The sequence below is a fragment of the Sciscionella marina DSM 45152 genome, from assembly GCF_000379465.1.
Classification (GTDB): Bacteria; Actinomycetota; Actinomycetes; order Mycobacteriales; family Pseudonocardiaceae; genus Sciscionella; species Sciscionella marina.
In genome coordinates this window covers 204,703-216,411 of sequence record NZ_KB905414.1, presented here as the reverse complement: position 1 = coordinate 216,411, position 11,709 = coordinate 204,703, and the positions used below count along the sequence as shown (strand labels likewise).

10 protein-coding genes are annotated in these 11,709 nt (G+C 66.7%); 4 read left to right on the top strand and 6 right to left on the bottom strand.

The genetic code is table 11. From position 1 onward, the window contains the following. Positions 1 to 91: 91 nt before the first annotated feature. The 3 genes from A37U_RS46230 (at position 92) to A37U_RS0130860 (ending at position 3,900) form a co-directional block, all read left to right on the top strand. Positions 92 to 394, top strand: a complete 303-nt coding sequence (locus A37U_RS46230; protein WP_020500541.1) for an acetone carboxylase subunit gamma — start codon at positions 92 to 94, stop codon at positions 392 to 394. 1,034 nt (positions 395 to 1,428) lie between these two features. Next, positions 1,429 to 2,526: an LLM class flavin-dependent oxidoreductase gene (locus A37U_RS46225; RefSeq protein ID WP_157183126.1), complete on the top strand. Its 1,098-nt coding sequence runs from the start codon at positions 1,429 to 1,431 to the stop codon at positions 2,524 to 2,526. A gap of 381 nt (positions 2,527 to 2,907) precedes the next feature. Then, positions 2,908 to 3,900, top strand: a complete 993-nt coding sequence (locus tag A37U_RS0130860) for an ABC transporter substrate-binding protein (RefSeq protein ID WP_020500539.1) — start codon at positions 2,908 to 2,910, stop codon at positions 3,898 to 3,900. Between the two features lie 188 nt (positions 3,901 to 4,088). Here A37U_RS0130860 and A37U_RS0130850 read toward each other — a convergent pair whose 3' ends face one another. The 6 genes from A37U_RS0130850 to A37U_RS0130825 all read right to left on the bottom strand — a co-directional run bounded on the left by A37U_RS0130850 (position 4,089) and on the right by A37U_RS0130825 (position 10,460). Further along, complete coding sequence (locus tag A37U_RS0130850) at positions 4,089 to 5,138, bottom strand: ABC transporter substrate-binding protein (RefSeq protein WP_020500537.1); 1,050 nt, start codon at positions 5,136 to 5,138, stop codon at positions 4,089 to 4,091. Beyond that, positions 5,135 to 5,938 carry an ABC transporter ATP-binding protein gene (locus tag A37U_RS46220; RefSeq protein ID WP_020500536.1) on the bottom strand — a complete coding sequence of 268 codons (804 nt, stop codon included), beginning with the start codon at positions 5,936 to 5,938 and terminating at the stop codon, positions 5,135 to 5,137. The genes A37U_RS0130850 and A37U_RS46220 overlap by 4 nt, the downstream gene beginning before the upstream one ends. After that, positions 5,929 to 6,930, bottom strand: a complete 1,002-nt coding sequence (locus tag A37U_RS0130840; protein ID WP_020500535.1) for a FecCD family ABC transporter permease — start codon at positions 6,928 to 6,930, stop codon at positions 5,929 to 5,931. Before A37U_RS0130840 ends, A37U_RS46220 begins: the two co-directional genes overlap by 10 nt. Before the next feature lie 55 nt (positions 6,931 to 6,985). Beyond that, positions 6,986 to 7,897: a phytanoyl-CoA dioxygenase family protein gene (locus tag A37U_RS0130835; protein WP_020500534.1), complete on the bottom strand. Its 912-nt coding sequence runs from the start codon at positions 7,895 to 7,897 to the stop codon at positions 6,986 to 6,988. 54 nt (positions 7,898 to 7,951) lie between these two features. Beyond that, a complete protein-coding gene (locus tag A37U_RS0130830) occupies positions 7,952 to 9,235 on the bottom strand; it encodes an ATP-binding protein (RefSeq protein ID WP_020500533.1) in 1,284 nt (427 codons plus the stop codon). Between the two features lie 103 nt (positions 9,236 to 9,338). Further along, positions 9,339 to 10,460: an XdhC family protein gene (locus tag A37U_RS0130825; protein WP_020500532.1), complete on the bottom strand. Its 1,122-nt coding sequence runs from the start codon at positions 10,458 to 10,460 to the stop codon at positions 9,339 to 9,341. Positions 10,461 to 10,833: 373 nt separating this feature from the next. Here A37U_RS0130825 and A37U_RS0130820 point away from each other — a divergent pair, with 373 nt between their 5' ends. Next, positions 10,834 to 11,709 carry an FAD binding domain-containing protein gene (locus tag A37U_RS0130820; protein WP_020500531.1) on the top strand — a complete coding sequence of 292 codons (876 nt, stop codon included), beginning with the start codon at positions 10,834 to 10,836 and terminating at the stop codon, positions 11,707 to 11,709.

Here is an 11,709-nt window from a genome sequence, read left to right as displayed (position 1 = left end):
TACACGGCGGGCGAGCGGGAGGTCCTCAGCCGGGGCGCTGTGGATACGTAGACTCCGGGGCCTCGGTACACGTGTCCAAGTCCTCTCGATCGTGCAGTCCGCCCACGGCCGGATCGTCAAATGCGACCGGGGACAGGAGCTCGGCGATCACCGGCAGAACCGGAAGCTGAGCGCGCTCATCGGCGTCGAGCGCGAAGGCATCGCGGATGTCTGTCCCATCCACTCCGGTGACCCCGAGCGGATGGAGCTGCGTGAGTTCTTCTGTCCTGGCTGCATGACACTGCTCGAGGCCGCGTCACCCGGTTTCCCGATCGTGTTCGACTTCCTGACCGACCTCGAAGCGCTCTACCGTGATTGGCTCGGCAGGCCACTTCCGGCGGACCCATCGGCCTGAGGCGCCGCACCACCGAAACGCTCGTGCACGATTACCGGGGTGGCCCGCTCGGTTACACCGGAATCCGCACCACCCGGTCGACGAACAACTCTCGCACCAAGGGCATCGGTTCTCGAGGCCCGGTCACCGTGACGGCTCCGGCCAAGGGTTCGCGCGCCCGCTTTCCCTGGTTGCCTCACCTCCGGAAGCAGGGCGTTTCTCGGGTATCGGGACCGTCCGGTCGGTTTCCCCGACATCACCGACCGGACGGCCACAGCCGGGAGCCGGACTCCCCATTCCGGGTCCCGGGTGAATGCGACGAAGCTGCTCGCGGGTCATGACGCGGCCCGGCGACAGGCCAGGCACATCGGCAGGTGCCGAGGCATGCCGCTCAGGATCGTGCGCGGGTACACCCGGGCTCCGCACAGCGCACTCACCGACAGGCCCGATGAGTGCGGGACCAGATGCACCACACGTAGGTGGCCCACTGCCCACCTGTATCGATCCGAGACCATGCGCACTCCGCCCTGACCGACTCCACTGGCACGGTGATCCCTGGCGGGACGCGGGCGCCCGCCGGTGATGACGCGAGAGCGCCCGGGTCGCTCGCGCCGCAGCGGGGAACTGCTCGGCGAAAGTGTCGCCGCTGGCGCGGATGCGGAGCTGGTAGCGCTCGCCGTGGTGGACGGTTCGCACGATCTTGCACGAACACTTCCCCCACCATCGTCACGTTCGGTGCGAAAGCGCGAATCGGCTCGAAGTCGCCATCAGCCGGGGTGCGGCCGTTCGCCACGAGAAATCCGTGACCCTCTGCACCCGGTCCTGGACGCCTTGCCGCGAAGGTCTCGACCTACGCGCCTGGGGTGCCGACAAGACGAGCCGCGGTACGCCCTCACTCGATACGTCCGCACCAGATGGCTCGCCAGTTGCCGAGAAATAGGTTAGGCTAACCTCACCAAGATGCCGGGAACTGACGTATTCGCTGCTCTTGTGTGGAGGTTGAGCGTGATCGGTAGAGGGCGATGACTCCACGAGTACGGTTGGCGGTGTTCCCGATGAGCCCGGTGCAGATACAGACGGACTGGGTTCGTTCTCCCGGGTTCGACCGGCGGGTGCTCGATCCGGTGAGCCAGGCACACGTCGCGGCGATCGCCGAGAGCGGTTGTGTGGATTATTTGTTCGTGCCGGACAAGAACACGGTCAACGGCAGGGCCGAGGACGACCCGACACTGCGGGGAAACGCTTGGTTCGAACCGATCACATTGATGAGCTATCTGGCCGCGACGACCACGCACATAGGCCTGGTCGCGACGGCATCGACCCAGTGGTTCGAACCGTATGGACTGGCCAGGATGTTCGCCAGTCTGGACCATCTCTGCGGCGGCCGCGCGGGGTGGAACGCCGTGTCTTCGCATCCCGGTCTCGAGGATCACAACTATGGTCATCTGCCGTCCTTGGACAGCGAGCAGGGACACCGCCGTCACCTGGAGTTCATCGAGGTCGTGTTGCGGCTCTGGGGCTCATGGGAAGCCGACGCGGTCGTCGCCGATGCCGTGGCCGATCGCTGGGCCCTGCCGGGTTCGGTGCGGCGGATCGATCATCAAGGCGAGTTTTTCAAGGTCGCGGGACCACTGAACCTCGGCCGCTCACCACAGGGGCGCCCACTGGTAGTACAGGCAGGAGAATCGCAGCGATTCCGCAGCCGGGCGGCCGGCACGGCGGACATCGTGTTCACGCGATTCCCCGATGTCGAGCAGGGCCGGGCCTTCACCGCTGATCTGCGCCGGCGGGTCGAGCGAGCCGGACGAGCGCCGGGAAGTGTACGGGTCATGCCGAGCGCGGTGATCTCGCTCGGAGGCGAGGACCGCACCAGCGATGCCACGATGGCGGCGCATTGGCATTTCTGTGGCTCGGCTTCCGGAATAGCCGAGCAGATGATCGATGCCGTCGACAAGGGTGCGGCGGACGGGTTCACCGTTTTGCCGACACTGCTTCCCGAAGACCTGACGACCTTCGTCGGAGCGGTGGTGCCGGAACTACAGCGCGCTGGCGCGGTACCGAGCACGTACACGGAAACGCTGCGGGAGCGTCTCGGGTTACCTGCCGTCGACGCGCCCGGCACACCGAACCGGGAACCTCCTCCCGATGGATAAACCACCCCACCGGTCACCGAGTGGATACGACACACCGAATTCTCGAGGCTGCACGGATCGGGTCTGCGCAGTACCCGCCCTCTCGGTGCGCATTCGCCATGGCCGCACCACCAGGTCTGCATGTTCGAATCCATCCGATCATCAAGGGACCAGCCCGGCTTGTCAGGTTCTTCCACCGGCGTCACCCGACCGGCCGGGTGACGCGGCCCTCACAGGTGAAACCGCTCATCACCGCTGTTCCACCACACCGGGATCTCCGGTCCGTCGACGGTGTGCGCCACGTGCCTGAGACCGAAACCCGCAGCCGCATCACGGTCACCGGCAAGGCACCGCCCTCAACCGGCCGGCCGTTGTCAGACGGTATTCAACCAAGGAGATGCGATGTCCGAACGTGCCGCGACCTTCGTCCGGCGACGCCTGCTGCCGGCGGTGGTCTTCGTGGTCGCCATCCTCGTGCCGACCGTGACCGCGTGCGGACCGGCGTCACCAGAACAGCAGAACCGTCGTCACGGCGGTGAGCTCACCATCGATCACCAATTCGGCGAGACCACCGTTGCGGGGCACCCGCACCGGATCGTCAGCATGAATCCAGCATGGACCGATGCCCTGGCCGGCCTGCACCAGCCGATCACCGCGGAATTCTTCAGTCAAGGGTTTTCCGGCTCTCATGGCTCGTTCCCCTGGACGCCGCGGCACCGTGCCGAGATCGTGACCATGAGCGGTAAGACGATTCCGTATGAAAAAGTGGCCGCTGTCAAGCCGGATCTGATCCTCGCCGGATACCAGAACAAAAATTCCTACCAACGGTTGTCCGAAATTGCGCCGACAATACCTGTCATGACCAAGAATGCCATTCTCGACGGATGGCAAGACATCACCACGACAGCCGGACGGATTCTCGGAAAAGAAGACGAGGCACGGTCGCTGGTCGACAACGCCAACGCCAAAATAGCCGATTTCCGCGAACATTTCTCCGGCACGTCGGGTAAGACGTTCTCGTTCGGCCAGTTCACCGGCACACAATTCGGACTGGTGACCGCCGAAACCGATCCCGCCGCCCGCGTCCTGACTTCACTGGGACTGAAACTGAATCCGATCGCGAAGGAGAAATCCCGAGGAGCGACCCGCGTCCTCGTCTCCCCGGAAAACATGGACGTCCTCGATTCCGACCTGCTACTCATGTGGCCACTCGGCGATAAAGCTCGTGCACTGGAAAAGATGCCGGGCTGGAACAAGCTGACCGCAGTGCACAAGCGAACAGCGGTCATGCTCGACGATCAGACAGCGATGGCCTTCAGCTCTCCCAGCGTAACCTCCATCCCCTGGGCACTCGACCACCTGCTACGAGCGGCTTTCGAAAGGCTAGCCGCCTGAAAACGCCGACAGCGTCGGGTGGACCTGCCCAGGAAAGCCGGCACCACATCTGAAGTGATGGCCGAGTTCGATTGCCTCGATGGTGGTCACCCGGTCCTCTCGCTGGGCACCGCCCTGGCTCGGCCACGGCAGCCGCTGGTGGCGACCCGCTCGCCCTGGCAGGACACGATGTCCCGCACGGCGTACGCTCACTGATCGCCCGGATGCAAGACCTCGTCGAGCTGGGCGCCGGTGAGCGCGTGTCCGTAGAAGGTGTGAAAGAAGTTCTGCACTTCGGCGGACATGTCCAGGTCCCGGAACTTCTCGGGGTGCAGTGTCTTGGCGGCCCAGAGCGGTTGGAGTGCGGACTCGGCACTGCGCACACTCCAGACAAAGGTTCCCTGGGGGTTGACCAGAACCCGGTGCTCGCGCACCGCGGTCGCAGCTTGCCAGCGTGGGTCGGCGAGGATTTCCCGGCAGGCTGGTGCGTCGCGGCAGACGATGAAGTCGGGGTTCCAGGCGAGGATGTTCTCCAGTGTGACGGTGGCGAACACGGGGGGCGCGGTGACACCGTGCTCGGCGGCGATGTTGCGCGCACCGGCCTGGTTCATCCAGGTGGTGACGATGGAGTTGCCACCTTCGGTCGAGAGCGGGCCGTTGGCCGTGTAGTAGACCTTCGGGCGGTCGGCATCGGGGATGGCCTTGGTGACCGCGGTGACCTTCTCGATGTTCTGGTTGTAGTACTGGGTGAATCGCTTCGCGCGGGCCGGAGCATCGCCACCGAGCACACGAGCGATCAGTGACACACCCGCCTCGATCTGCTGCGGGGTGTTGAACGCGGTGAGTGTCACCGCGGGGATGCCGAGGTGTTGCATGCGCTGCGCCGCGGAACTGCCGGCGACGACGAACACCACGTCCGGTTTGTCGGCGAGCAGTTGTTCGGCGTTGACCTCGGCACTGGCACCGGTGAACGGTGCGGAGACGCTCTTGATGCGCGGGTAGAGCTGCCCGAACAGTGCGGAGTCGGTCTTCTCGCCTTTGTCCGTGGCAACCAGTCTGTCGATTCCGCCCAACAGGTAGAGGATCTCGTTGACCGCGGGGTAGTTGGTGCCCACCTTGGTCACCGTGGCGGGCACGGTGACCGTCCGGCCCGTCATGTCGACGACGGTGCGGCTTGCTCCGCGGGGAGCCGTACTTGTCGCCTGGCCGCATGCGGTCAGCAGCAGCAAGCCGAGCAGTAATGGGACGATGCGTTTCATGGCGCGCTCCTCGGTGCGGTGGGGACGGGCACGCACGTCCGGATGCGTTGCCCTTCGGGCAGGGATACGTCGGTGACGTGCAGCGGCGTCCCGTACAGTTCGGTGAGGCGTTCCCCGGTGATCACCTCGTGGGACGGGCCGTCCGCGGTGATCCGCCCGTCCCGCATCAACACCGTGCGCGTGGCGTGGGCCAGCGCATGGTCGGGTTGATGGGTGCTCATCAGTACCGTCCTGCCCGCGGAGGCGAGTTCGGCGATGACACCGAGCAGATGGATCTCGTTGCCGTAGTCGAGTGCGGCCGTCGGTTCGTCGAGCACCAGGACCGGTGCCTGCTGCAGCAGGGCCCGCGCGAGCAGGACCAGTTGCCGCTCGCCGCCGGAGAGGCTGGCGAAGGGGCGCTCGGCCAGTCTGCCGACGCCCAATAGGTCGAGCATGCTTTCGGCTGCGTTCAGGTCCGTGCGCGAGGGTGTGCCGATCATGCCGAAGTGCGGGGTACGGCCCATGACCGCGACATCCAGGGTGCTGAACGGAAAGGTGATGCCGGTGGACTGCGGCACGTAGGCGACCAGCCTGGCGAGCTCGCGCGTCGACAGGGTGGTGATGTCCTGCCCGGCGATCGTGATGCTGCCGCGCCGCGGGGCGAGCAGACCGAGAACGCAGCGCAGCAGCGTGGTTTTTCCCGCACCGTTCGGGCCGAGTAGCGCGCACACCTCGGCTTCGGCGACGTGCAATGACACACCGGCCAACCGGTGACCGCCGTTGCGGTACTCGAACTCGAGTCCATCGACCGTCACCGCCATGCTCGCCCTGCTTTCGCCAGCAGCACGACGAAAAACGGCGCGCCGACGAGTGCGGTGAGAATGCCCAGCGGCAGATCCACCGCGGTGGCCGCCCGTGCGATGTCGTCGACCACGAGGAGGTAACCCGCTCCGAGCAGCGCGGCGACCGGGAGCAGCTTCGCAAAGGCCGGTCCTGTCACCAATCGGGCCAGATGTGGCACGACGAGACCGACCCAGCCGATGATCCCCGCGACGCTGACCACCGTGGCGGTCATCAGGGTCGCGGAACCGATGACCAGGGACCACACCAGGCCACGGTGGACACCGAGCGTGTGTGCCTCGTCGTCACCGACCGCGAGCACGGTCAACGGCCACCGCATGGTCCACAGCACGCCGAGGCACCCGGCCACGATCACCGCAGGCACCACGAGCCCGTCGAGCGTGGTCCTGCCGAGGCCCCCGAGCAGCCAGAAGGTGATCTCGGGCAGGGTGTTCTGCGGATCGGCCAGATACTGCGTGACCGAGATGAGCGCCTGGAACATGGCGCCGACCACCACGCCACCGAGCACGAACACGATCGTGGATCCTCTGCCGACCACGCGGCCGATCAGCACGGACAGCACCGCCGCGAGGATGCCGCCGCCGAACGCGAGTACCTGCAGCACCGCGGAGGCGAGACCGAGCAACAGTGCAAGCGAGGCGCCGAACCCCGCCGCCGCGGACACACCGAGGATGTCGGGTGACACGAGCGGGTTGCGGAAAACGCTCTGATACGCCGCCCCCGATGCGGACAGTGCCGCGCCGACAAGCAGGGCACCCAGTATCCGTGGTGCTCTGACCTCGAACACCACCGTCCTTTCCACCCCACCGGTTTCGCCGAGCAACGTGCGGAGCACGGTCAGCGGGTCCAGGAGGTAGCGACCGATTCCGAAGGAGACCACGGCGAGTACGACCAAGCCGACCACGAGCCCAAGAAGCCATATGCCACTGGTGACCAGTCTGTGGTTCGTCATCGGCACCTATCAGATCACCGCAGACACGCGATGTCGACGGCCCGGTGGCCCGCGACTACGGACGCAAGTGCCGCTCGGCAGCCGCTTGTACGGTTTCGGCGTCGATGCCCGCTCCTGCCCGGTTCAGATCGGCGGCAACTGCCAGCAACTGCAACTCGGAGAGGCCGAACGGCGCGGCCAGCTCGCGGATCCGTGCGCGGCGAGCGCGGTTCTCCGGGCCCGTGTAGATCATCGGTGGCAGTGGGTCGGTCGCCGCCGAGACGATCACCGCGAGCGCCAGCCGGATTCGGTCACTGACCGGCGGCAAGCCGCGATGCACCACACCGGGCCGGAACACCAGCACGTCGCCGGGCCGCATCGCCGCGGTCTGCCAACGGTCACCGACCTGATGCGGGTCGATCCCGGTCGCCGGTTTCCCGGTGTTCCGATCGGCGAATCCGGAGAGCTCGACATTCGGCAGGCGCCCGCAACGGTGCGAGCCGGCGGCGAGCCCGAGTCCGCCGTCTCCGAACGGGATCTCGGAAAGGGCGATCCACAATCGCCGGTAATCACCGTCCTGGCGGACCGCGAAGTTGTCCTGATGCGGCACCGTCACGTGTGCGGGATCATCGGGTACAGCGGCGAAGACGTGCAGACTCCGCCACACCACCATGGGTTTCCCGCAGATGTCCCCGGCCACCGGCCGCAGCGGATCGGTACCGCCGTCGATGCGCTCGACGAGCTCGTCGAGCGCGGGCACATCGTTGATCCCGGTGGCCTCGAGGTCACCGGCGGGTGCTCCGCTCCAACGCAGTTCCGTTGCCATCGCCAGTCCACCCGCGCGCAGAGCAGCGGTCACCTTGGTACTGATCGCCTCCAGCTGTGCGGGATCCACGGCGTCCCGCACCAACAGGCACCCATCCCGCTCGTAGCGGAGCGCGCGTTCGGTGGGATCGGCGGGTGCCGAAGATAGTTCGCTCAGCTCCACGACCGCGAGCCTACGCCGACGCCGTGCCGGGAGAGCAGGAGTGGCCGGGTGGGTTCATTGGCGGGTGTACTGCTCGATGTCCTGGTCGAACGCGGCGAGCGTGGCAGCGGTGAGGCTGGGCCGGGTCTCGGTGATGGCGGCGAGATAGTCGTTCGTGCTGACCGGCTGATCGTGGCCGTGCTGCAGGATCTCGCGTTCGAACGCGGTCTGGGCCGCTTTGCGGGCGGCGAATTCGATGTCGGCCGGGGTGAACATGGCACTGGCCTCGACCAGCCGGGGGATCTCGATCGTGTCGGCGCCCTGGTCGAGGTAGCGGTTCCAGATCGCCGCGCGGGCGGTCGCGTCGGGCGGGCCGATCGGGATGGTGTAGTCGAACCTGCCGGGCCGCAGGAAGGCCGGGTCGAGGGAGCGGACGGAGTTGGTGGCGCACACCAGCAGGCGGTCCTCGTGTTCACGGAAACCGGGAATGAGTTTGAGCAGTTCATTGGTCACTCCGTGACCGGGGTCGGCGGCGGTTCCGGAGCGGGCCGCGGCGATTTCCTCGACCTCGTCGATGAACAGCAGCACGGTCTCGAGGGTGGCCAGCTCGGCGAAGGTCTCGCGCAGCGAGCTCGCCAACCCTCCGGGTGCGTCGGCGGCGAGCCGCGAGGGGAACAGTTCCACGAAGGGCCATCCCAGCCGCGAGGCGATGGCCTGGGCGAAGCTGGTCTTTCCGGTGCCCGGCGGGCCGAACAGGATGACGGCCTTGGGCGGGCGCACGCCGTGCCGGGCGGCCGCCGCCTGATGCGCAAGCGGGAGCACGATTCGCTGTTCGACGATCTGCTTTTCCCGGGTCATCCCGGCGAGCGCGTCCCAGAGCCCGGATGGGAGCAGGCGCCCGCCGAGTTCGGCGAGCACGTCGGTGTCGGCGGGGCTCTGCGGGTCCAGCCTCTCGTGATACACCAGGTCGGTGCGGGACCGGTAGGAACAGTGTTCCAGCGCCGCGGCGCCGACGGCATCGGGTGGCAGCAGCGCGCTGATGCGGCGGATGCCGAGCGCGCGCAGTTTGCGTTCGAGTTCTGTCAGCAGGGCACTGCCGATCCCGTGGTGGCGCCAGCGGATCGCCAGCGCGATCAAGAGCACCCAGGCGCGCTCTCCTTGTGTCCGGGCCACTGCGATCCCGACGAGCTCGTCCTCGATGACCGCCACGACGGCCGGGTGCCCGCTCCGGGCAGCGGCCATCACCTCGGAAAGGGGGAAAGCGGGCGCTGGTTCGTCCTCGAACCGGCTCTGGTCCCACACCTCGATGGCCTGGTCCAGGTCGTGGTCGTGAAAGTCGCGCAGGCGCCACATCGGCATAATTGTTCACACCGTACTGATTCTCTCGGGTATCGACTCTCAGCCGGCTCGGCCGAGGACGGCCACTACCGCATCCGCGGCACTGTCCGGGGACGATGGCCACTCATGCGATGGGAAGGGGGTGGACGGGTCGTGCGTGGTGAATGGGCTGCTCGGTGGTGGCGAGGCGTTGGCCGGTGCCGCCATTGTCGAGCGCGATGATCTCGGCGGCGATGGCGATCGCGGTCTCCTCCGGCGTGTTGGCGCCGAGATCGAGGCCGATGGGTGCGGCCAGGCGCCGTAGCTGACTGTCGGTGGTACCGCGTTCGTGCAGCCGCCGGATCCGGTCCCGGTGGGTGCGGCGACTGCCGAGCACACCGATGTACGCGGCGGGGGTGGTCAGAGCGTGTTCGAGCAGTGGGATGTCGAACTTGGGGTCATGGGTCAGGACACAGAGGACGGTGCGTTCGTCGACGTCGGTATCGCGGAGATAGTCGTGGGGCCAACGTACGACCAGCTCATCGGCATCCGGGAACCGCTCGCGGGTGGTGAACACAGGGCGGGCATCGCAGACGGTGACGTGATAACCGAGGTGCTTGCCCACCCGTAGCAGTGCGGTGGTGAAATCGACGGCACCGAAGATCAGCATGCGCGGCGGGGGCGCGAAGGATTGCACGAACACTTCGACGGCCTCCTGGCCGTACGGTCCGGCACAGCCGATGGTGACGGACCCGGTGGCCGCACGGGCGAGCATGCCGCGGACACGGGGAACGATGCGGGCAGCCAGTCCGGGCGTTTCGAACGTGGAGTGCAGCTGATCCGGAGTCAGGATCAGCTGCTGACCGAGACACGATCCGGACAGGACCGTGGCGACCGCGCAGGCTTGCTGGGCGGTGATCGCGGCCAGGAGGGCGGGAAGATCGGGATCATGGTCGCCGTCGACGGGCTGAACGAGGATTTCGACGGTGCCGCCACAGGTCAGGCCGATCTCGAACGCGTCGGCATCACTGACACCATAACGCTGCACGACGGGTTTCCCCGAGCGCATCACCTCGTGGGCGAGTTCATAGACCGCGCCCTCGACGCAGCCTCCGGACACGCTGCCGACCACCTCGCCGTGTTCGGAGACCGCCATCGCCGCACCCGGTTGCCTCGGGGCCGAGTGCCAGGTGCGCACCACGGTCGCCACGGCATACCGCAGCCTGGCGGCGGTCCAGAACTGCAGTTCCTCGACGATTTCCCGCACTATGGCTCCCTGAGATCCGCGCCGGACGCGCCGGGAATGTCCCCGCGCTCGCACCGGAGAACTAGCATCCTGCGTCGCGGCGGGTTCCGGGTCAACCGCGGTTAAGCCATACCTTAAGCAGTGCGGTCGGCAGTGATCGCGTACCCAGGAGCCGGCGCTGCCGAGCGTTCAGCGGCGGGAATCGAGTAGTGCGGCGGAGGGCACGGATTCGATGGCGCAGATATGGATGGAGACGGCGAGTCCGACCGCAATTGCGGAAACGGGAAGGTCCAGGCGTGCGCCCGGCTTAAGGGTTTGCTTAGGTCGTGTTGACGGTGACACGCGAGGAAGTGTCGACTGTGGTTCTCCACCACGACGACAAAGAGGTCAGGCCATGCAGGTTCCGGCTGCCCTGGAGTACGAGCGGGCGAGCGATGTCGACCATGCGTTGAATCTGTTGGGCCGTTATGGGGATACGGCGAAGATCCTGGCGGGTGGGCACAGTCTGTTGCCGATGATGAAATTGCGATTGGCGACGCCGGAGTACCTCATCGACATCAACGATCTCCACGATGAACTGGGTTATATCCGGATCGATCCCACCGAGGCCCGGATCGGGGCGATGACCAGGCACCGCGAGCTGCTGGAGTCGGACGAGCTGGGACGGATGTTCCCGATTTTCGCCGACGCCGAGCGGGTGATCGCGGATCCGGTGGTGCGCAATCGTGGCACGATCGGCGGGTCGTTGTGTCAGGCGGACCCCTCGGAAGACCTGTCGGCGGTGTGCACGACGCTGGCGGCGAGCTGCGTGATCCGAGGCCCCGGTGGCGACCGTGTGGTGGCGATGGACGAGTTCCACCAGGGGCCGTACGAGACGGCCGTCGGCGATGACGAACTGCTCATCGAACTGCGTATTCCGGTGCACCCCAACGGTTCCAGCGCCTACGAGAAGGTCGAGCGCCGCGCCGGGGACTGGGCGGTGGTCTCCGCGGGCGCCGCGGTGTGGCTCGAGGACGGGGTACTCAGTGACGCACGGGTCGGGCTGGCCGCGGTCGGCCCGAACACCAACGGCATCACGGCGGTATCGGAGGCTTGCCGCGGGCAGGCACCGTCCGAAGAACTCTTCGCCCGGGCAGGCGAACTCGCCGCGCAGCACTGTGAACCCAGCACCGACCAGCGTGGAAGCGCCGACTACAAGCGCCACCTCGCGAAGGAGCTCACCGTACGGACGCTGCGCCAGGCGGTGCGGCGAATCGTGGAGAGGAACTGA